The sequence below is a fragment of the Geodermatophilus sp. SYSU D00779 genome, from assembly GCF_054050595.1.
On record NZ_JBJGZQ010000010.1, the window covers coordinates 15107 to 36540 of the forward strand.

At 76.6% G+C, this 21434-nt stretch carries 19 protein-coding genes; 15 read left to right on the top strand and 4 right to left on the bottom strand.

The window, feature by feature from the left end; all coding sequences use genetic code 11:
- Positions 1-48: 48 nt before the first annotated feature.
- The 5 genes from murJ to ACI79G_RS09785 are packed head-to-tail and all read left to right on the top strand — an operon-like array spanning position 49 to position 7530.
- Complete coding sequence (gene murJ, locus ACI79G_RS09765; RefSeq protein ID WP_456880933.1) at positions 49-1674, top strand: murein biosynthesis integral membrane protein MurJ; 1626 nt, start codon at positions 49-51, stop codon at positions 1672-1674.
- Entirely contained in the window at positions 1667-2788 is a 1122-nt protein-coding gene (locus ACI79G_RS09770) for a glycosyltransferase family 4 protein (protein WP_456880934.1), read from the top strand. Before murJ ends, ACI79G_RS09770 begins: the two co-directional genes overlap by 8 nt.
- Entirely contained in the window at positions 2785-5202 is a 2418-nt protein-coding gene (locus ACI79G_RS09775) for a hypothetical protein (RefSeq protein WP_456880935.1), read from the top strand. The genes ACI79G_RS09770 and ACI79G_RS09775 overlap by 4 nt, the downstream gene beginning before the upstream one ends.
- On the top strand, positions 5177-6931 hold the full coding sequence (locus ACI79G_RS09780; protein ID WP_456880936.1) for a CTP synthase: 1755 nt from the start codon (positions 5177-5179) through the stop codon (positions 6929-6931). Before ACI79G_RS09775 ends, ACI79G_RS09780 begins: the two co-directional genes overlap by 26 nt.
- Complete coding sequence (locus tag ACI79G_RS09785) at positions 6931-7530, top strand: NUDIX domain-containing protein (RefSeq protein WP_456880937.1); 600 nt, start codon at positions 6931-6933, stop codon at positions 7528-7530. Before ACI79G_RS09780 ends, ACI79G_RS09785 begins: the two co-directional genes overlap by 1 nt.
- 69 nt (positions 7531-7599) lie before the next feature.
- On the opposite strand, the gene ACI79G_RS09790 is transcribed toward ACI79G_RS09785, so the two are convergent.
- Complete coding sequence (locus tag ACI79G_RS09790) at positions 7600-8250, bottom strand: hypothetical protein (RefSeq protein ID WP_456880938.1); 651 nt, start codon at positions 8248-8250, stop codon at positions 7600-7602.
- Between the two features lie 44 nt (positions 8251-8294).
- Positions 8295-8927, bottom strand: a complete 633-nt coding sequence (locus tag ACI79G_RS09795; RefSeq protein ID WP_456880939.1) for a hypothetical protein — start codon at positions 8925-8927, stop codon at positions 8295-8297.
- Between the two features lie 96 nt (positions 8928-9023).
- On the opposite strand from ACI79G_RS09795, the gene ACI79G_RS09800 reads away from it, so the two are divergent.
- The 8 genes from ACI79G_RS09800 (at position 9024) to ACI79G_RS09835 (ending at position 16114) form a co-directional block, all read left to right on the top strand.
- Entirely contained in the window at positions 9024-9443 is a 420-nt protein-coding gene (locus ACI79G_RS09800; RefSeq protein WP_456880940.1) for a GlcG/HbpS family heme-binding protein, read from the top strand.
- Positions 9444-9564: 121 nt separating this feature from the next.
- A complete protein-coding gene (gene ald, locus ACI79G_RS09805) occupies positions 9565-10680 on the top strand; it encodes an alanine dehydrogenase (protein ID WP_456880941.1) in 1116 nt (371 codons plus the stop codon).
- Between the two features lie 35 nt (positions 10681-10715).
- A complete protein-coding gene (gene xerD, locus ACI79G_RS09810) occupies positions 10716-11627 on the top strand; it encodes a site-specific tyrosine recombinase XerD (RefSeq protein WP_456880942.1) in 912 nt (303 codons plus the stop codon).
- A gap of 214 nt (positions 11628-11841) precedes the next feature.
- Positions 11842-12750 carry a ParA family protein gene (locus ACI79G_RS09815; RefSeq protein WP_091224183.1) on the top strand — a complete coding sequence of 303 codons (909 nt, stop codon included), beginning with the start codon at positions 11842-11844 and terminating at the stop codon, positions 12748-12750.
- A 73-nt stretch (positions 12751-12823) separates the two neighbouring features.
- A complete protein-coding gene (locus ACI79G_RS09820; protein WP_456880943.1) occupies positions 12824-13321 on the top strand; it encodes a hypothetical protein in 498 nt (165 codons plus the stop codon).
- A gap of 48 nt (positions 13322-13369) precedes the next feature.
- Entirely contained in the window at positions 13370-14176 is an 807-nt protein-coding gene (locus ACI79G_RS09825; protein WP_456880944.1) for a segregation and condensation protein A, read from the top strand.
- Between the two features lie 73 nt (positions 14177-14249).
- A complete protein-coding gene (gene scpB / locus ACI79G_RS09830; protein WP_456880945.1) occupies positions 14250-15071 on the top strand; it encodes an SMC-Scp complex subunit ScpB in 822 nt (273 codons plus the stop codon).
- A gap of 200 nt (positions 15072-15271) precedes the next feature.
- A complete protein-coding gene (locus ACI79G_RS09835; protein ID WP_456880946.1) occupies positions 15272-16114 on the top strand; it encodes a pseudouridine synthase in 843 nt (280 codons plus the stop codon).
- Here ACI79G_RS09835 and ACI79G_RS09840 read toward each other — a convergent pair.
- Entirely contained in the window at positions 16111-17295 is a 1185-nt protein-coding gene (locus ACI79G_RS09840; RefSeq protein ID WP_456880947.1) for an ROK family protein, read from the bottom strand. The two genes, ACI79G_RS09835 and ACI79G_RS09840, sit on opposite strands and share 4 nt — an antisense overlap.
- 67 nt (positions 17296-17362) lie before the next feature.
- Between ACI79G_RS09840 and xylA the strand changes: the two genes are divergently transcribed.
- A complete protein-coding gene (gene xylA / locus ACI79G_RS09845) occupies positions 17363-18553 on the top strand; it encodes a xylose isomerase (RefSeq protein ID WP_091224193.1) in 1191 nt (396 codons plus the stop codon).
- Positions 18554-18572: 19 nt separating this feature from the next.
- Positions 18573-20018 (top strand): xylulokinase, encoded by a 1446-nt coding sequence (xylB, locus tag ACI79G_RS09850; protein ID WP_456880948.1) that lies wholly within the window; start codon positions 18573-18575, stop codon positions 20016-20018.
- Here the strand turns inward: xylB and ACI79G_RS09855 are convergent.
- Positions 19964-21382, bottom strand: coding sequence for an FAD-binding oxidoreductase (locus ACI79G_RS09855; RefSeq protein ID WP_456880949.1), 1419 nt, complete (start codon positions 21380-21382; stop codon positions 19964-19966). The two genes, xylB and ACI79G_RS09855, sit on opposite strands and share 55 nt — an antisense overlap.
- Positions 21383-21434 lie beyond the last annotated feature (52 nt).

A 21434-nucleotide genomic window follows, 5' to 3' on the forward strand; every position in this document is an offset into this window, starting at 1 on the left:
TGGAGCGGGCCGGCTCGTGTGGCCGACGAGCGCCGGCGAGGAGGTCGCATGGGCCCCCGGCAGGTCGTCCAGGGGGTCGCCGGCGCCGCCGTGCTGATCGCCGTCCTCACCGTGCTGGCCCGGCTCGCCGGGTTCGGCCGCACCCTGGTGTTCACCAACGCCGTCGGCGCCGGCAGCACCGGGGACACCTACCTGGCGGCGAACAACGTCCCCAACATCGTCTTCGAGGTGGTCGCCGGGGGTGCGCTGGCGAGCCTCGTCGTCCCGATGCTGGCCGGCGGCATCGCCACCGGCGACCGCGAGCAGGTGCGGCGCACCGCCTCGGCGCTCCTCGGCTGGAGCCTGCTGGTGCTCACCCCGCTGGCCGTGCTGCTCGCGGTGTGCGCCGAGTCGGTCGCCCGGCTGCTGCTGGGCTCGCAGGACCCGGGGCAGGTCGACCTCGCCGCCCGCTTCCTCGTCGTCTTCGCCCCCCAGGTCGTGCTGTACGGCATCGGGATCGTGCTCACCGGCGTGCTGCAGGCGCACCGCCGCTTCGCCGCGCCCGCGCTCGCGCCGCTGCTGTCGAGCGTGGTCGTCGCCGGGGCGTACCTGGCCTTCGCCGCGATCGGCGGCAGCCGGACGGCGGAGGGGCTGAGCACCCCCGCGGAGCTGGTGCTGTCGGTCGGGACGACGCTCGGCGTGGCCGCACTGTCTCTGTCCCTGCTGCTGCCGGTGCGGCGGCTGCGCCTCGGGTTGCGGCCGTCGCTGCGCTTCCCGGTGGGCGCCGCGCCGCGGGTGCGCCGGCTGGCCGTGGCCGGCGTGCTCACCCTCGCCGGGCAGCAGCTGCTGGCCGCGGTGGCGATCCGGCTGGCCAACGCCGGCGCGCCCGACGGCACCCAGGTGGTCTACGCCGCCGGGCTGACGGTCTTCCTCGTGCCGTGGGCCGCGCTGGCGGTGCCGCTGGCCACCTCGGCCTACCCGGGGCTGGCCGAGCGGGCCGAGACCGGCGACGAGGCCGGGTTCCGCCGGGCGCTGGCCCCGGTGACCGCCCTCGTCGTCGTCGCCTCGACCGTCGCCGCGGCGGTGCTGGTCGCGGTCGCCGGGCCGATGGCGGGCGTGTTCCTCGCCGGGGAGCCGGCGGGCGTGGTGGGCGCGCTGCGCGACACGATCGTCGCCTTCGCCCCCGGGCTGCCCGGCTACGGGGTGGTGGCGGTGCTCTCCCGCGCGCTCTACGCCCGCGGCCTGTGGCGGGCGCCGACGGCGTGCGTGCTCGGCGGCTGGCTGCTCGCGGTGGCGGCGGACGTCGTCCTCGCCGCGGTGCTGCCCGCGGCCGACCGCGGCGTCGCCCTGGCCGCCGGGCACAGCGCCGGGGTCACCGTGGCCGGGCTGGCGCTGCTCGCCGTCGTCGCGCGGGTCGTGGGCCCGGCCGGGCTCGCCGGCGTCGTCCGGACCGGGCTGCCCGCGCTGCTCGCCGCCGCGCTCGCCGCCGCCGCGGGGCTGGCCGTCGCCGGCGCGCTGGGCGCCGACCCGGTCCCGCAGGGCCGCCTCGTCGCGACCGTCGGCGCCGGGGTGCTCGCCGCGGCAGCCGCACTGGCCGTCGCCGCGGCGGTCATGATGGGAACCGCGCGGCGCCCGCTGCTGGCGGCGGTGCGCGGGCTGCGTCGGAGCGATCCCCAGGAGGTGCACGGTGGCTGAGCGGCTCCCGCTGCAGGGCCGCCGGGTGGCCGAGGTCCTGGCCACCAGCACCGGTGGGGTGGGCACGCACGTGCGCGCGGTGCTGCCCGCCCTCGTCGCGGCCGGCGCCGACGTGCGGGTGTGCGGGCCCGCCGCGACCGAGCGGCTGTTCCGCTTCACCGCCGCGGGCGCCGCCTTCGCGCCCGTCGAGATCTCCGCGGGCCTCTCCCCGGTGGCCGACGCCCGCGCCATCGCCGGGCTGCGCCGCGCCACCGCCGCCGCCGATCTGGTGCACGCCCACGGCCTGCGCGCCGGCCTGGTCGCCGCGGCCGCCCGCGGACGCGGCGGCCGGCCGCTGGTGCTCACGCTGCACAACGCCCTGCCCGAGCGCGGGGGCGCGCTGCGCCGGGTGCTGCGGTTGGCCGAGCGCGCCACGATCCGCGGCGCCGACGTCGTCCTCGCCGCCTCCGGCGACCTCGCCGAGAACGCCTGGCGACAGGGCGCGCGCGACGTCCGGGTCGCGCCCGTCTCCGCCCCGCCGCTGCCGGCCCCGGCCCGGCCGGCCGCCGAGGTGCGCGCCGAGCTGGGGGTCGCCGACGGCCGCCCGCTGGTGGTCGCCGTGGGGCGGCTGCACCCGCAGAAGGGCTACGACGTCCTGCTCGACGCCGCCGGCCGGTGGGCCGCCGATCCGCGCCCTCCGCTGGTCGCCGTGGCCGGCGACGGACCGCTGCACGACGAGCTGGCCGCCCGCATCGCCGCCGAGCGGCTGCCGGTGGTGCTGCTCGGCCGGCGCGGCGACGTCGCCGACCTGCTGGCCGCCGCCGACCTCGCCGTCCTGCCCTCGCGGTGGGAGGCCCGCTCGCTCACCGCGCAGGAGGCGCTGCGCGCCGGCACCCCGCTGGTGGCGACCCGCACCGGCGGCCTGCCCGAGCTGCTCGGCGACGGCGCGGCCCTGGTGCCGGTCGGCGACGCCGCGGCGCTGGCGGACGCGGTCACCGGCCTGCTCGGCGACCCGGTGCGCGCCCGGGCGCTGGTCGAGGCCGGCAGCCGGCAGGCGGCGACCTGGCCCGACGAGGCCGCCACCGCCCGCCAGCTGGTCGCCCTCTACCGCGAGCTGCTCGGCGCACCGCGATGACCCGGCTCGGGGCGCTGCTGCTCGCCGTCCTCGCGGTCCTGCTGACCGCCGTGGCGGTCCCCGCCGCTCCCGCGGCCGCCGCGCCGGCCGAGGGGGCGGGCGCCGACCGCGTGGTCGTCGTCGGCGTCCCCGGTCTGGTGTGGGAGGACGTCGACCCGCAGGCCACGCCGGCGCTGTGGGCGCTGGCGGAGAGGTCCCCGATCGGCGCGGTGTCGGTGCGGGCCGCCCGCGCCACCAGCTGCGTGCTCGACGGCTGGGCCACCCTGGGAGCGGGCAACCGGGCCCGCTTCCCGGCCCCCGACGAGTCGATGCCGCCGGTGCCGCTGCCGACCGTGCCGCTGCCTCCCGAGGCGCCGACCGATCCGGGCGCCCAGCCGTCGCAGGAGCAGACCTCGCCGGTGCCGCCGGCCAGCCCCGCGCTGTCGCACTGCGGCCTGCAGGAGCGGCTGGCCGCGGCCGGGCTGGCCGATCCGCAGGCCGCCGTCGCCGCGGCCGCCGACGACCCCGCCACGGCCCGCTTCGGCGCCGAGCCCGCGGCGCTGGGGGTGGCGGTCGGCTGCGCCACCGTCGTGGGCCGGGCACCGGCGCTGGCCGTCGCCGCGCCCGGCGTGACCACCGGCCAGCGCGACGAGCTGCCCGCCGACCCCGGCGAGCTGCTGACCGGCTGCCCGCTGGTGCTGGTCGGCCTCGACGACCTGGTGGACGCCGGGGAGCCGGGGCTCGAGGGCAGCGACACCGGCACCGAGCCGCGGCCCCGCGCCGCCGCACTCGCCGGCATCGACGCCGCCCTCGGCCGGATGGTCGAGGCCGTGGCGGCGGCGCCGGGGGAGACGCTGCTGCTGGTCCAGGGCGTCTCCGAGGTCAACGACGGGCGGGCGCAACTGCACGTCGGCATCGCCTCCGGGCCGGGGTTCGACGAGCAGCGCTGGCTGACCTCGGCGAGCACCGGCCGGGCGCCATTCGTGCAGCTGATCGACGTCGCGCCCACCGTCCTCGCCGCCCTGGGCCTGGAGCGGCCGGCGTCGATGAACGGGCAGGCGCTGCAGGCCGACGGCGAGCGGCCGCCGCTCGCCGAGGCGATCGAGGCGCTCGAGCAGGCCAACACCGCCGCCTCCGTCCACTACCGCAGCACGGGCACCTTCTTCTGGGCCCTCGTGCTGCTCGACGCCGCCGTCGTCGGCCTGGGCCTGCTCGCGGCCGGGGGACGGCGCCGCGACCGGGCACCACGCCCGGCCGGGGAGCGGCTGCGTGGTGCGCTGCGCCCGGTGGCCCTCGGGGCCGCCGCGGTGCCGGTCGCCAGCTACCTCGCCGGGCTGCTGCCCTGGGAGCGCGCCGGCGTGCCCCGCCTGGCGCTGGCCGGGAGCGTGCTGCTCGCCGCGCTGGCGGTGCTGGCGATCGCCGCGCTGGGGCCCTGGCGGCGGCGCCCGCTGGGCCCGCCGGTCGTCGTCCTGGCGGTCACGCTGGGCACCCTCGTCGGCGACGTCCTGACCGGGTCCACCCTCGAGCTCGACGGGCTGCTCGGCTACGACCCGATCGTGGCCGGGCGGTTCACCGGCTACGGCAACCTCGGCTTCGGCCTGCTCGCGGTCAGCGCGCTGCTGCTCACCGCCCTCCTCGCCACCGCCGCCGCCCGCCGGGCCCCCGCGGGCCGGGCGCGGGTGGTGACCGCGGCCGTCGTGCTCGGCGCCGGGGCGCTCACCGTGCTGGTCGTCGGGTCGCCGGCGCTGGGCCGCGACTTCGGCGGGGTGCTGGCGGCGCTGCCCGGTTTCCTGCTGCTGGCGATGCTGCTGACCGGCACCCGCGTGACGGTGACCCGGATGGCGGCGGTGCTGGCGCTGGCCGTGGCGGCGGTCGGCTCGCTGGCCTACGTCGACTGGCTGCGGCCGCCCGCCGAACGCAGCCACCTGGGCCGCTTCGTCGAGCAGCTGCTCACCGGCGAGGCGTGGACGGTGGTCACCCGCAAGGCGGAGGCCAACCTCGGCATCCTGTTCGGCAGCCCGCTGGCCTGGCTGCTGCCGGTCGCGCTGGTCGCCGCCGTCTGGCTGGTGCGCCCGGCGGCGGGACGGTGGGGGAGGTGGCTGCAGCGCCGGCTGCCGGGGCCGCTGCGCGGGCCCGGGCTGCTCCGCGGCCGCCGCGACCTGCTGCCGCCGGGCGACCTCGCGGTGCTGCGGGCCGGGCTGCTGGCCGTCGCGCTCAGCCTGGCGCTGGGGGCGGCGGCCAACGACTCCGGGGTGGCCCTGCCGGCGACGGCGGCGTCCCTGCTGGTGCCGCTGCTGGTGTGGCTCGCGGCGGCTCCGCGGGACCCGGGCGGGGGAGGCGCGGCGGGAGCCGACGGCACGGCCGCGGGCCCGGCGGGGGAGGGGGCTGATCGTGTTACGGTGGTCTCCCGTGGATCGACCGCATGGAACGCGTGACCATGACTACGGGGTACATGACTTCGGGGCGAGGACTCTGCTCCACAACTCCCAGCCGACGAAGTTCGTCTTCGTCACCGGTGGGGTCGTCTCCTCTCTCGGCAAGGGCCTGACGGCCAGCTCCCTCGGGGCGTTGCTGTCCAGCCGTGGCCTGCGGGTCACCATGCAGAAGCTGGACCCCTACCTCAACGTCGACCCCGGGACGATGAACCCGTTCCAGCACGGCGAGGTGTTCGTCACCGAGGACGGCGCCGAGACCGACCTGGACATCGGGCACTACGAGCGGTTCCTCGACACCGACCTCACCGGCCGGTCGAACGTGACCACCGGCCAGGTCTACTCGGACGTGATCGCCAAGGAGCGGCGCGGCGAGTACCTCGGTGACACCGTGCAGGTCATCCCGCACATCACCAACGAGATCAAGTCGCGGATCATGGCCGCCGCCGAGGGTCCCGGTCGCGTCGACGTCGTCATCACCGAGGTCGGCGGCACCGTCGGCGACATCGAGTCGCTGCCCTTCCTCGAGGCCGCCCGCCAGGTGCGCCACGAGATCGGCCGGGACAACTGCTTCTTCCTGCACATCTCGCTGGTGCCCTACATCGCGCCGTCCGGGGAGCTGAAGACCAAGCCGACGCAGCACTCGGTCGCCGCGCTGCGCAACATCGGCATCCAGCCCGACGCGCTGGTGTGCCGCTCGGACCGGGAGATCGGCACCGGCCTCAAGCGCAAGATCAGCCTGATGTGCGACGTCGACGCCGAGGGCGTCATCTCCTGCCCCGACGCGCCGTCGATCTACGACATCCCCAAGGTGCTGCACCGCGAGGGCCTGGACGCCTACGTCGTCCGCCGGCTGGGCCTGCCGTTCCGGGACGTCGACTGGACCGTGTGGGGCGACCTGCTCGACCGGGTCCACGCGCCGAAGCAGACGGTGACGATCGCGCTGGTCGGCAAGTACATCGACCTGCCCGACGCCTACCTGTCGGTCACCGAGGCGCTGCGGGCCGGCGGGTTCGCCCACCGCAGCCGGGTGGAGATCCGCTGGGTGCCCTCCGACGACTGCCAGACCCCGGAGGGCGCCGAGCGCGCGCTGGCCGGTGTCGACGGCATCTGCATCCCGGGGGGGTTCGGCGTGCGCGGGATCGACGGCAAGCTCGGCGCCATCCGGCACGCCCGGGTCAACGGCGTCCCGCTGCTGGGCCTGTGCCTGGGCCTGCAGTGCATGGTGATCGAGGCCGCGCGCAACCTGGCCGGGCTGCCCGAGGCCAACTCCGCCGAGTTCGACCCGGACACCCCCGACGCGGTCATCGCGACGATGGCCAGCCAGGTCGACGTCGTCGCGGGGCGCGGCGACATGGGCGGCACGATGCGGCTGGGCAGCTACCCGGCGTCCCTGCAGAAGGGCTCGGTCGTCGCCCAGGCCTACGGCTCCACGGAGATCACCGAGCGGCACCGGCACCGCTACGAGGTGGCCAACGCCTACCGCGACCGGATCGGCGAGGCCGGGCTGGTCTTCTCCGGCACCTCGCCCGACGGGCTGCTGGTCGAGTTCGCCGAGCTGCCCCGCGAGGTGCACCCGTTCTTCGTCGGGACCCAGGCCCACCCGGAGCTCAAGAGCCGCCCGACCCGGCCGCACCCGCTGTTCGCGGCGTTCGTGCAGGCGGCGATCGACTTCTCCGAGTCCGCGCGGCTGCCCGTGCCGCTGGACGAGGACGAGAAGGTCGGGATCTAGTGGCCGAGCCCGCGCGGCCGGGGGAGTACGAGGTCCTCGCCAGCGAGACCGTGCACGAGGGCCGCATCATCACCCTCGTCAAGGAGACCGTCGCGATGCCCGGCGGCGGGGACAGCGTGCGGGAGATCGTCCGGCACATCGGCGCCGTGTGCGTCGCCGCGGTGGACGACGAGGGGCGGGTCGTGATGGTCCGCCAGTACCGCCACCCGGTCCGCGGCTACCTCTGGGAGCTGCCCGCCGGCCTGCGCGACGCCGACGGCGAGGCCCCGCTGGCCACCGCGAAGCGCGAGCTGGCCGAGGAGGCGGGCCTGGCGGCCGAACGCTGGTCGCTGCTGGCGAACAACTACTCGACGCCGGGCTTCTGCGACGAGCAGATCCTGATCTACCTCGCCGAGGGGCTCTCGGCCGTCGACCGGCCGGAGGGCTTCGTCGTCGAGCACGAGGAGCTCGACATGACCGTGGAGCGGGTGCCGCTCGACGAGGCGGTGCAGCGGGTGTTCTCGGGCGGGATCCGCAACTCCTCGGCGGTCATCGGCGTGCTCGCCGCGGCGCAGGCCCGGGCGACCGCGCCGCAGCTGCGCCCCGCCGACGCCACGTAGCCCCGGCAGGGACGGCCGTCCCCCAGGGTCCCGCGCCGAGCGTGCGAGGCGTGGGGGGACGGGTGGTCCTCACCGGATGACGGCGGGGGCGGAGGTGCCCACCTGCACCCAGCGCAGGACGCCGAACGTGTCGGGCACCTCCTCCTCGAGCCAGAACACGTAGGGGACGCCGGACGTCAGCCCGGCGAAGGTCACCGTGACCGGCGCGCAGTCGGCGGGCTGGGGCGCGATCAACGACGGCGGCTCGGGCTGCAGGCCGGGGACCAGCCGCTGGCTGACCCCCCGCACCCGGTACCGCTGCACCTCGGTGTGCCCGTCGGCCTGCCAGCTCACCGTGGCCGACGCGACGCCGGGCACCACGCCGGGGAGGATCTGCCGGGGGTTGGCGTAGCCGCCGCACGACGAGGGCGGCGGGTCGGTGTCGGGCACGACGCCGTGGGGGACGCCGGGGCGCACCCGGACCTCGAGCTGCCGCGGACGCGGGACGTCCACCACGCTGACCGGCGGGACGGCGGCCGGCGCGGCCGGGGGCGGGGCGACGACGGTGACCGGGCGGGGGAGCGCCGCCGCGGGTGCCGGGGCCGCGGGCAGCGCCGTCCGGGAGGCGGTCACCGTAGCGGCGACCCCGGTGACCGGCCCGCTGAGCGCGATCAGCCCGACCGCCGCCACCGCGGCGACCGTGCCGGTCCCGCGTCCCCGTCGTCGTGCCCGTCGTGCCACGCAGTACCTCCTGGTGTCCTCCCGGTCATCGGCAGTCCCAGGCGTCACCTCAACCCCAACCGGCGCTCGTCCCGCTCGAGGGTGTCCGCGGGCAGCCCCAGGTGGGCGAGCTCCACGGCGGCCAGCGCGCGGGTCGCGGCCGGGTCGCCGGCGCGCCACGCGTCGGCGGTGCCGGGCGGCAGGTCGGCGAGCCGGCCGAGCGGCGCGGTGGCCAGCGCCCGCGCCGCGAGCACCGCGGGGTCGGCGGTCGCCAGCCGCCGGGCCGCGCCGGCCGCCCGCACCCAGCCCAGCCGCCAGGACAGCCAGCGCAGCAGCAGCCAGCCCACCGGGAGGACGACGAGGACGACGGCGAGCACCGTGGCCAGCGTGCCCACGGCGTCCTGCGCGGCCTGTCCCGCGCCGCCGACCGACCCGCCGGCCGAGCCCAGGGCCTCGAACGGCGTGGCCAGCTCGTCGCCGACCACGGGGACGTCCTCGGCGGCCTCCGCGGCCGAGGACATGCTGCCGGCCACCGACGCGCCGAGGTCCTCGACGGCGCGGCCGGGCTCGGCCAGGGCCAGGACCGCGCCGTGCACCGTCCGGGCCACGGACACCCAGAGCACCAGCCAGGCCAGCAGCCCGACGTCGGCGGCCAGCTGGCGACCGCGCAGCGCGGGGGACGGGGCGTACAGGGGCACGGGCACTCCTCCTGCCGGACGGGGGACCCGACCACCTTCCGCCCCGGCCGCCCTCCCCGCAGGCGGAGACCTCGGGGGCGCTGGCAGGCTGACCCCGTGCTGACCTCCGACCAGGCCCTGGCCCTCCTCTCCGCCGCCCGGGAGGAGTGCGCCCGGGTCGGCGTGCCCATGTCCTTCGCCGTCATGGACGCCGGCGGCCACCTCGTGGCCGTGCTGCGCACCGACGGCGCACCGTGGATCTCCACCGACGTCGCCCAGGGCAAGGCCTGGACCGCAGCGGCCTACGGCATGCCCAGCGCCGGCCAGAAGGCCAAGATGGACAGCCTGCCGAACTTCTCCACCGCGCTGACCACGATGACCGGGGGCCGCTTCACGCCGCAGCCGGGCGCCGTCCCGGTCTACGCCGACGGGCAGCTGGTCGGGGCGCTCGGCGCCAGCGGCGGCACCGGCCAGCAGGACGAGGACGTCTGCAGCGCCGCCGTCACCGCCTGCGGGTTCGCCACCACCGCCGGGTGATCCCCGGGGCGGCCCGGCCCTCCTAGACTCCGCGCGAGGCGTGCCCCGACCGGGCGGGCCCACGACGCGGTGCGGCGCCCGTCACCCTCGGGACGTCCCACCGGGACCAGGAGAGCGGACGATGCGGGTCGGGGTTCCCCGAGAGGTCAAGAACCGGGAGTACCGGGTGGCGCTCACCCCTGCGGGGGTGACCGAGCTGGTGCGGGCCGGGCACACGGTGCTCGTCGAGCGGGGCGCGGGGGAGGGGTCGTCCATCCCGGACGGCGACTACACCGGCGCGGGGGCGACGATCGTGGCCGACGCCGACGACGTCTGGGCCGACGCCGACCTGCTGCTCAAGGTCAAGGAGCCGGTCGCCGAGGAGTACCCCCGGCTCCGCGCCGGGCAGACGCTGTTCACCTACCTGCACCTGGCGGCGTCCAAGGAGTGCACCGACGCGCTGGTCACCTCCGGCACCACCGCGATCGCCTACGAGACGGTGCAGACCGCCGGCGGCGCGCTGCCGCTGCTGGCCCCGATGTCGGAGGTCGCCGGGCGGATGGCGCCGCAGGTCGGCGCGCACAGCCTGGAGCGCGCGCACGGCGGCCGCGGCGTGCTGCTCGGTGGCGTCTCCGGCGTCTACGCGGCCAAGGTGGTCGTCATCGGCGCCGGGGTGTCGGGCATGAACGCCGCCGCGATCGCCCTGGGCATGCAGGCCGAGGTCGTCGTCCTGGACCGGGACATCGACAAGCTGCGCGCCGCCGACCGCATCTACCAGGGGCACCTGCAGACGGTGGCCTCCAACGCCTACGAGGTCGAGCGGGCCGTCCTCGACGCCGACCTGGTCATCGGGGCGGTGCTGGTGCCCGGTGCGAAGGCGCCCACGCTGGTCAGCAACGAGCTGGTGTCGCGGATGAAGCCCGGGTCGGTGCTCGTGGACATCGCCGTCGACCAGGGCGGCTGCTTCGAGGACACCCGCCCCACCACGCACGACGACCCGACGTTCCGCGTGCACGACTCGGTCTTCTACTGCGTGGCCAACATGCCCGGCGCGGTGCCCAACACCTCGACGCACGCGCTGACCAACGTGACGCTGCCCTACGTCATGGCGCTGGCCAACGAGGGCACCGCGGCCGCCGTCCACTCGGACCCGGCGCTGGCGCACGGCGTGAACGTCGTCTCCGGGCAGGTGGTGCTGCCCGAGGTCGCCGACGCGCACGGGATGACCGCCGTCCCCCTCGAGGAGGTGCTCCGCTGACCGCCACGGCCACGAGGTCCCCGATCGAGCGGGTGGTGGCCGGCTACCTCGACCACCTCACCGTCGAGCGCGGGCTGTCGGCCAACACCGTCTCGGCCTACCGCCGCGACCTGCGCCGCTACACCGAGTTCCTCGACGCCGCCGGCGTGCGCGGGCTCGGCGAGGTGGCCGAGTCCGACGTCGCCGGGTTCCTCGCCGCGCTCCGGCAGGGGGACGACGACCACCCGCCGCTGTCGGCCACGTCGGCGGCGCGCGCGGTGGTCGCCGTCCGGGGGCTGCACCGGTTCGCGCTGCTCGACGGGCTGGTGCCCGACGACGTCGCCCACGAGGTGCGCCCGCCGGCGCCGGCGCGGCGGCTGCCCAAGGCGATCCCGGTCGAGTCGGTGGTCGCGCTGATCGAGGCCGCCGCCGCGCTGGAGGGGCCGCGCGGGCTCCGCGACCGGGCGCTGCTCGAGCTGCTGTACGGCACCGGGGCCCGGATCTCCGAGGCGGTCGGGCTGGCCGTCGACGACCTCGACCGCGGCCAGTCGGTGGTGCGGCTGGCCGGCAAGGGCGGCAAGCAGCGGATCGTGCCGGTGGGGTCCTACGCGCTCGCGGCGGTCGAGGACTACCTGGTGCGCGCCCGTCCGGCGCTGGCCGCGGCCGGCCGCACCGGCGTGCGCGGCGGCGCGCTCTTCCTCAACGCGCGCGGCGGCTCGCTGTCGCGGCAGAGCGCCTGGGCCATCCTGCGGACGGCGGCGGAGCGGGCCGGCCTCACGGCGGAGGTGTCGCCGCACACGCTGCGGCACTCCTTCGCCACCCACCTGCTCGACGGCGGCGCCGACGTCCGCGTCGTCCAGGAGCTGCTCGGCCACGCCTCGGTGACCACCACGCAGGTCTACACGCTGGTCACCGTCGACCGGCTGCGCGAGGTGTACGCCAGCAGCCACCCGCGGGCGCTCACCTGACAGAAGGCCGAGGACTTCCTCGGCGTCTTCTGCCAGCGGTTTCGGGCGGGTGTGACGTGTGGGTTGGCACGGGTCGCCAAGTCGACACGACATGCGGCGTGCCTCCTCGGTGGTTCGTGTCGATCTCCTTACCGTCGGTGCATCCCGCGCGGCAGAACGGCTGACCGCACCCGGCGAGAGCCGGAACGGGCACGAGGTGGAGGACACGACAGCGATGGCGATCCGAGGGGACGCGGCCGGCCAGGCCTTCGCGCTCCCGACCGACCCCGAGCCCGAGATGGGTGCCGCGGCCCCGCGGCTGGACCCGGCCCGCGCGCGCATGCGCCGGCTGCCGGACCCCAAGCCCCTGACGCAGCACGGCCCCGCGCGGATCATCGCGATGTGCAACCAGAAGGGCGGCGTCGGCAAGACGACGTCGACCATCAACCTGGGTGCCGCGCTGGTCGAGTACGGCCGCAAGGTGCTGCTCATCGACCTCGACCCGCAGGGGGCGCTGTCGGTGGGCCTCGGCGTCCCGGCGCAGAACCTCGACCGGACGGTCTACAACGCGCTCATGGAGCGGCGCACCTCGCTCAAGGACGTGCGGGTGTCCACCGACATCCCCGGCCTGGACCTGGTGCCCAGCAACATCGACCTGTCGGCCGCCGAGGTCCAGCTGGTCAGCGAGGTGGCGCGCGAGCAGACGCTGCTGCGGGTGCTGGCCGACGTCCGCGACGAGTACGACTACATCCTCATCGACTGCCAGCCCTCGCTGGGCCTGCTGACGGTCAACGCGCTGACCGCCGCGCAGGGCGTGGTCATCCCGCTGGAGTGCGAGTTCTTCTCGCTGCGCGGCGTGGCCCTGCTGGTCGACACCATCGAGAAGGTCAAGGAGCGGCTCAACCCCGAGCTGGAGATTTCCGGGATCCTCGCCACGATGTACGACGCGCGCACCGTGCACTGCCGCGAGGTGTTCAGCCGGGTGGTCGAGGCCTTCGGCGACACCGTGTTCCAGACGGTCATCCAGCGGACCGTGCGCTTCCCGGAGACCACGGTCGCCGGTCAGCCGATCACCACCTGGGCGCCGACGTCCTCGGGCGCGTCGGCCTACCGCGACCTGGCCAAGGAGGTCCTGGCACTGTGAGCGGGCTCGCGAGCTCACCGCTGAGCACAGCACGCTGCGGCACGCAGGCGCCGAGCGCCGGCGAGGTGGCGGCGTGACGCGCCGTCCGACCCTCCCCGGTGCGGCGGAGCTGTTCCGCCGCACCGACGCCGCCCCGGCGCCGGAGGTCACCGAGCTGCCCAGCATCAGTGCCACGGTCAGCTCGCCGGCGCTGCGCGGCGGGGCCGCCCGCCGGGGTGAGGACCCGGCCGAGCCGGCCGCACCGGCCACGCCGCTGACGCTCGTCCCCGGTGGTGCCGACGACGCCGACCCGCTGGCGTCCTTCCGCCAGCCCCCGCCGACCGTGGCTCCGGTCCGGCCCACCCGCGGCAAGGCGCAGCGCAGGGAGCGCGTCAAGCACGACGAGAAGATCACCGTCTACATCTCCGCCGAGGAGCTGCTGGCGCTGGAGAGCGCCCGGCTGACGCTGCGCGGCCAGCACGGGGTGGCCGCGGACCGGGGTCGGATCGTCCGCGAGGCGATCAGCGTGCTGCTGGCCGACCTCGCCGAGCGCGGCGAGGACTCGGTCCTGGTCCAGCGCCTGAAGAAGTAGAGGCTCGCGGTGTCCGGCACCGTCGGTGACCGCTCCTAAGCTGAACGTGTGACAGCGACGAGCGCGCCGGAGGTCGGCAGCGGGCGGTTCACCGTCCGGCTGACGAACTTCGAGGGCCCGTTCGACCTGCTGCTCCAGCTGATCGGCAAGCACAAGCTCGACATCACCGAGATCGCGCTGTCGCAGGTGACCGACGAGTTCATCGCGCACCTGAACGCGCTCGGCGACGAGCTCGACCTCGACCAGGCCAGCGAGTTCCTCGTCGTCGCCGCCACCCTGCTCGACCTCAAGGCCGCCCGGCTGCTGCCGGCCGCCGAGGTCGAGGACGACGAGGACCTCGAGCTGCTCGAGGCCCGCGACCTGCTCTTCGCCCGGCTGCTGCAGTACCGCGCCTACAAGCAGGCCGCCGCGTTCCTGCGCGAGCGGGAGGCCGACGCCGTCCGCCGGTACCCCCGCGACGTCGCGCTCGAGCCCCGCTTCGCCGACCTGCTGCCCGAGGTCCTGCTCGGCGTCACCCCCGAGCAGTTCGCCGCGCTGGCCACCCGGGCGCTGACCCCGAAGGTGCCGCCGACGGTCGGCGTCTCGCACCTGCACGCACCCCCGGTGAGCGTCTCCGAGCAGCTCCTGCTGGTGCGCAACCAGCTCCTCGAGGCCGGGACGGCGAGCTTCCGGGCGCTGACCGCCGACTGCGAGCACACCCTCGAGGTGGTGGCCCGGTTCCTCGCCCTGCTGGAGCTCTACCGCCAGCAGCGGGTGGTGTTCGAGCAGCTCACCCCGCTCGGTGAGCTGCACGTGCGCTGGGTCGGCGGCGCGGACGCCGGGCCCGACCTCCCCGTCGACGGGGAGTACACGTGACCGAGCTCGCGAGGTCCCGCAGGGGTACGGCACCGCTCGGCACGTGGCCGACGAGCGCCGGCGAGGAGGGCACGTGACCGAGGAGCGGCCGCCGATCTCGTGGGACGCGCTGGCCGCTGAGCTGGCCGCCACCCGTGAGGAGGCGGAGCAGCGCGACGGCGCCGACCCCGCCACGTGGGACGCCGTCGCCGCGGAGCTGGCCGCCCGGGTCGCCGAGCGGCCGGCACCCGTGGCCGAGCCCGCCCCGGTCGAGGAACCGGCACCCCTGGCCCCGCCCGTCGCCGCTGTCCCGCCGCGCGAGCCGGAACCCGAACCGGAGCCCGAGGACGAGCCGGAGCCCGACCTCGACCCGGCCGCGCTGCGCGGTGGCCTGGAGGCGCTGCTCTTCGTCGTCGACACCCCGGTCGACGAGGTCACGCTGGCCGGCGCGCTGCGCTGCCCCGTGCCGCGGGTGCGGACCCTGCTGGCCGAGCTCGCCGAGGACTACGACCGCCGCGGCGCCGGCATCACGCTGCGCCGGGTGGGGGAGGGCTGGCGGCTCTACACCCGCGAGGAGCACGCCGGCGTCGTCGAGCGCTACCTCGTCGACGGGCAGCGCAGCCGGCTCACCCAGGCGGCGCTGGAGACCCTCGCGGTCATCGCCTACCGCCAGCCGGTGACCCGCGCGCGGGTGTCGGCGATCCGCGGCGTCGGTGTGGACGGCGTCATGCGCACGCTCATCTCCCGCGGCCTGGTGTCCGAGGTGGGCACCGACCCCGACAGCGGCGGCGGGCTGTACGCCACCACCCCGCTGTTCCTGGAGCGGCTGGGGCTGGAGAGCCTCGACGAGCTGCCCGAGCTGGGGCCGCTGCTGCCCGACCCGTCGACCGTGCTGGACGAGCACCCCGACGCCTGAAGGAGGACCCCTCTGCAGGGTGGCCACGCGAGGCCGGCGATCCGAGCACTCTCGCGCGGTTCCCCGCGTCCTCGCGCTGCGGCAACCGCGCGAGAGCGGCAGGAACGGCGCGGGAGTCGGCTCCAGCGGCCTGGCGGGCGACCCCGCGGGGCGACGTCCGCCCGCCCGGCGCCTCGGTGCCGGGTGGGAGACTGGAGCGGATGGACACCGCCCCGCACGACGACACGACCTCCGGCCCCGGCGAGGGCTGGTCGGAGGACATGGAGCTCGCCCCGGTCCACCCCGGTGACCGCGGCCGCGCCCGCGGCGACGCCGCGGCGGAGGGCGAGCGGCTGCAGAAGGTCCTGGCCCGCGCCGGGGTCGGCTCGCGCCGGGTCGTGGAGAACATGGTCGACCAGGGCCGGATCAGCGTGAACGGCACGACGGTCACGGTGCAGGGCATGCGGGTCGACCCGGAGCGGGACAAGATCGCCGTCGACGGGGTCCGCATCGAGCTGCGCGACGACCGGGTCACCTACGCGCTGAACAAGCCCGCCGGTGTCATCACGGCGATGAGCGACGACCGCAACCGCCCGACCGTCGGTGACATGGTCGGCGACCTCGCACCCGGCCTGGTGCACGTCGGCCGGCTGGACCAGGACACCGAGGGTCTGCTGCTGGTCACCAACGACGGCGAGCTGGCCCACCGGCTGGCGCACCCCTCGTACGAGGTCGAGAAGACCTACCTGGCGCAGGTGTCGGGCTCGATCCCGCGCGACCTGGGCCGCCGGCTGCGCAGCGGCGTGGAGCTCGAGGACGGCCCGGTGAAGGTCGACTCCTTCCGCGTCGTCGACACCCACGCCGGCCAGTCGGTCGTCGAGGTGGTGCTGCACGAGGGGCGCAAGCACATCGTGCGGCGGCTGCTGGCGCACGTCGGGCTGCCGGTGTCCCGGCTCACCCGTACCGCCGTCGGACCGGTCAAGCTCGAGCGCATGCGCAGCGGGTCGATCCGCCGGCTCACCCGCGCCGAGGTCGGTGCTCTCGAGGAGGCCGTGGGTCTCTAGGGGACCCAGCGCACCGGGTCGGCGAGCACGCCGTCCAGCGCCCGCAGCGCCGCGCCGGTCGCGCCCGCCGCGGGCGTGCCAGGAACGGCCTCGACCACCGGACGGCGCCACCGTGCCGACAGCACCCGCCGGCCCAGCAGCTCCTCCAGCCGCGGGCGCAGCGGCTCGGCCAGCGCGGCCAGGTGCCCCCCGAGGACGACGGCCGGCAGGTCGAGCACGTTGAGCACGCCGGCCAGCGCCACGCCCAGCGCGCCGGCCGCGGCGTCGAGTGCGTGCTGCACGTCGGCGTCCCCGGCGCGGGCGACCACCTCCGCCGGCGGTGTGTCCCGCGGCAGCCCGGCGGCGGCGAGCAGCGCGTGCCGCCCGGCGTACTGCTCCAGGCAGCCGGTCGAGCCGCAGCGGCACGCCAGCCCGTCGGGGTCCACGCAGACGTGCCCCACCTCGCCGGCCCAGCCGGCGCTGCCGGTCAGCACCCGCCCGCCGAGGACGGCGGCGCCGCCGATGCCGATCTGCCCGGAGACGTAGAGGAAGTCGCGCAGCGGACCGGGGCGCCCCGGCGCGGCCTCGGCCACGGTGCGCGCGGCCAGGTCGGCCTCGTTGCCCAGCACCGGACGCAGCCCGCCGGGCAGGTGCGCGGCCAGCAGGTCGACGGCGGGGACGTCGGACCAGCCGAGGTTCGGCGCCCGCAGCAGCACCTCGCCGTCCACCAGGCCGGGCAGCGCCAGCCCGGCCCCCGCCAGCCGCAGCTCCCCGGCGGGACCGTCCAGCAGCGCCGTGGTCAGCGCGCCCAGCCGGGCCAGCGTGCGCGCCGGGTCGCTGCCGACCAGGTCGGCGTCCTCCACGTGCTCGGCGACGGCCCGGCCACGCAGGTCGAGCACCCGCGCGGCCAGCAGCCCGGCGTCCACCTGCAGACCCAGGGCGCCGATCCGGGCGCCCGGCAGCAGCGGGGTCGCGGGGCGGCCGCGCCGGGGGAGAGCCAGCCGCTCGCCCTCGTCGAGCAGTCCGCCGGCGACCAGCTCGTCGACCAGCCGGGCGGCCGTCGCCCGCGTCGTCCCGGTGCGGGCGGCGACGTCGGCGCGGGACAGGGGCCCGTCGGCGGCACACACGGTGCGCAGCACGAGGGCCAGGTTGGAGCTGCGCAGCGTCGACTGCCGCGCCCCGGTCTGCTCCGTCGTCCGCACCCCTTGAGGTTAGCCGCCCGACTGCTTTATGTTCTACGGCAGAACAAATCCGATCGAGGGAGATGGCATGAGCTCGCTGCAGCCCACCAAGGACGACCGGTTCACCTTCGGCCTCTGGACGGTCGGCTGGCCGGCCCGCGACCCGTTCGGCGACGCCACCCGCCCCGCCGTGGACGTGGTGGAGAGCGTGCACCGGCTGGCCGAGCTCGGCGCCTACGGCGTCACCTTCCACGACGACGACGTGATCCCCTTCGGCAGCGACACCGCCGCGCGGGACAGGCACATCAAGCGCTTCCGCGCCGCTGTGGACGAGACCGGCCTGGTCGTGCCGATGGTGACGACCAACCTGTTCACCCACCCGGTGTTCAAGGAGGGTGGGCTCACCGCCAACGACCGCGAGGTCCGCCGCTTCGCGATGCGCAAGGTCATGCGCAACATGGACCTGGCCGCGGAGCTGGGCGCGCAGACCTACGTGCTGTGGGGCGGCCGCGAGGGCACCGAGGTCGACATCGCCAAGGACCTGATCGCCGCGCTGGACCGCTACGCCGAGGCCATCGACACCCTCGCGGCCTACTCCGAGGCCCGCGGCTACGGCCTGCGCTTCGCCCTGGAGCCCAAGCCCAACGAGCCGCGCGGCGACATCTTCCTGCCCACCATCGGGCACGCCATCGCCTTCATCGACAAGCTCGAGCACGCCCACCTGGTCGGGATCAACCCCGAGGTCGGCCACGAGCAGATGTCGAACCTGAACTACACCCACGGCATCGCCGAGGCGATCTGGCTGGGCAAGCTCTTCCACATCGACCTCAACGGCCAGCACGGGCCCAAGTTCGACCAGGACCTGGTGTTCGGCCACGGCGACCTGCTGCAGGCGTTCAGCACCGTGGACCTGCTGGAGAACGGCGGCCCGCAGGGCGGCCGCGCCTACGACGGTCCCCGGCACTTCGACTACAAGCCGATGCGCACGGAGGACATGGACGGCGTCTGGCGGTCGGCTGCGGCCAACATGCGGACCTACCTGCTGCTCAAGGAACGGGCCGCGGCCTTCCGCGCCGACCCGGAGGTGCAGGAGGCGCTGGCTGCCGCGCGGGTGCCCGAGCTGCGCCGGCCGACGCTGGCCGAGGGTGAGACGTTCGAGGACCTGCTGGCCGACCGCTCGGCGTTCGAGGACTTCGACGCCGAGACCGTCGCGCAGCGCGGTGCCGGCGTGGTCCGCCTCGACCAGCTGATGCTCGAGCACGTGCTCGGCGCCCGCTGAGTCCGGTAGGCACTCCGTCATGACGCTGGTGGCCGGGGTCGACTCGTCGACCCAGTCGTGCAAGGTCGTGGTCCGGGACGCCGAGACGGGCGCCCTCGTGCGGGAGGGCCGGGCGCCGCACCCCGACGGCACGGAGGTCGACCCGGCCGCCTGGCGGGCCGCGCTGCGGACGGCGATCGACGGGGCGGGCGGCCTCGGCGACGTCGCCGCCGTCGCGGTCGGCGGGCAGCAGCACGGGATGGTCTGCCTCGACGAGGACGGCGCGGTGGTCCGCCCGGCGCTGCTGTGGAACGACACCCGGTCCGCCGGCGCCGCAGCCGACCTGGTGGCCGAGCTCGGCGGACCGGAGGCCGGCGGGCGGGCGTGGGCCGACGCCGTCGGCCTGGTGCCCGTCGCGTCGTTCACGGTCACCAAGCTGCGCTGGCTGGCGCAGCACGAGCCGGGGAACGCCGCGCGGACCGCGGCGGTGTGCCTGCCGCACGACTGGCTGACCTGGGAGCTGGCGGGGGCGCCCGGCGTGGACACCCTCGTCACGGACCGCGGGGACGCCAGCGGCACCGGCTACTGGTCGCCCCTCACCGGCGAGTACCGCCTCGACCTGCTCGAGCGGGCGTTCGGCCGCACCCCCGTCGTCCCGCGCGTGCTCGGCCCGGCCGAGCCGGCCGGGACGGTCGCCGCCGGCGCGCTGGCCGCCGACGGGGGAGCGGTGCTCGGGCCGGGCACGGGGGACAACGCCGCCGCGGCCCTCGGCCTCAGCGCCGAGCCCGGCGACGTGGTCGTCTCCATCGGCACCTCGGGGGTGGTCTCCACCGTCTCGACCACGCCGATGACCGACCCGACCGGCACCGTCGCCGGGTTCGCCGACGCCACCGGGCACTTCCTCCCGCTGGTCACCACCCTCAACGCCGCCCGCGTGCTCGACGCGACGGCCCGGCTGCTCGGGGTCGACCACGCGGAGCTGTCCCGGCTGGCGCTGTCCGCGCCGCCCGGGGCCGGCGGCCTGGTGCTGGTGCCCTACCTGGAGGGTGAGCGGACCCCCAACAAGCCGTACGCCACGGGGGCGCTGCACGGCCTCACCCTGACCACCGCCGACCCGGCGCACCTGGCGCGGGCCGCGGTGGAGGGCCTGCTGTGCGGGCTCGCCGACGGACTCGCGGCCGTGGCCGCCGGGGGGACGCCGGTGCGGCGGGTCTTCCTCGTCGGCGGCGGCGCCCGCTCCGAGGCGGTGCGCCGGATCGCCCCCGCCGTCCTCGGCGTGCCGGTGCTCGTCCCGCCGCCGGGGGAGTACGTGGCCGACGGCGCGGCCCGGCAGGCCGCCTGGGTGCTCGCCGGTGGGGACACCCCGCCGGTCTGGCCGAGCGCCGCCACCGAGGTCCACGAGGCCGACCCCGTGCCCGCCGTCCGCGAGCGCTACGCCGAGGTCCGCGACCTCACCGCCGAGCGGGTCGGGGCCGCTCCCTCCTGACCCGCACGCTCCGGCAGCGGGATCGGGTGGTTGGCGACGATCAGCCCGCCGGGGTCGACCGCTGCCCGGACGGCGCGCAGCCGGGCCCAGGTCCCCGGGTCGAACGCGTCCCGCGCGCTGCCCGGCTGCTCGACGAAGTTGAGGTACGGCCGGCCGGTCGCCCACGGCGCCAGACCTCCGATCGCCTCCTCGGCCTGCCGCGCGATGGGTGCCACGAGGTCCGCCGCCGGAGGGATGCCGCCGGCGAAGGCGATGAGGTCGCCGGAGAAGTGCGACAGCGCACCGCCGCCCGGGTGGGGCCGGCCCAGCGCACCGCCGAGCTGGCGCAGCTCGACGCCCATGAGCAGGGTGGACCGCCCGTCCCGCCCGGCGACCGCGTCGACCGCCGCGGCCAGCTCGGCCGGATCCCTCCCGACGACCAGCACCGCGCTGGCGCTCGCCGTGGGGGTGGGCCCCTCGGGGTCCATGTGCACCCGGGTCACCGCCGGGGCCGGCACGCGGGTGAACGTGTCGACCTCCGGGCGCAGCTCCCGCAGCGGGGCGAGCACGGCGGCGGCCACCTCGTCGGGGCCCAGGACGGCGCCGTCGACCACCACGACCGACCGGCCGCGCAGCGGCGCGGGCAGCGGCGGCAGGTCGGGCAGGTGCAGGACCCGCAGCGAGGTGCTCACCGCGTCCGGCGCGTCGGCCGCCCAGGCCAGCCAGCGGGTCAGCACCCGGACCGCGTCGGCGCGGTCCCAGACCAGCATCCCGGCGGTCGCCGAGGCGATCGGGAACAGCCGGAACTCCAGGGCGGTGACGACGCCGAAGTTGCCGCCGCCGCCGCGCAGCGCCCAGAACAGCTCGGGGTCGTGCCCGGCGTCCACCCGCACCAGCTCGCCGTCGGCGGTCACCAGCTCGACGGCGGTGAGGGCGTTGGTCTGCAGGCCGAGGCACCGGGCGTACCAGCCGGTGCCCCCGCCGAGCGAGTACCCGGCGATGCCGACGTCGGGGGAGGAGCCGTGCAGCGCGGCCAGGCCGTGCGCCGCCGCGGCCTCGACTGCCGGCAGCCACACCGTGCCCGACCCGACCCGGGCGGTCCGCGTCGCCGGGGAGACCTCGACGCCGGTCAGGCCCGTGCTGCGCAGCAGGAGGACGTCGTCGAGCGGGCCGAGCGCCGAGGCGTTGTGGCCGGTGCTCTGCGGGGCCACGCGCCAGCCGGCGTCCGCGGCGGCGCGGACGGCGGCGGCCACCTCGGCGGGTGTCCGGGGCACCGCCACCGCCGCCGGCCGCTGGTCGACCGCGGCGTTCCAGGTCCCGCGGGCGGCGTCGTAGCGGGGGTCGCCCGGGCGGATGAGGTCGGGGGAGACAGTCGTCGTGGTCATGCCCGTCACCGTCCGGCGTGCCGGCACCGGCCGGATCCGTGGGCGGCACGGG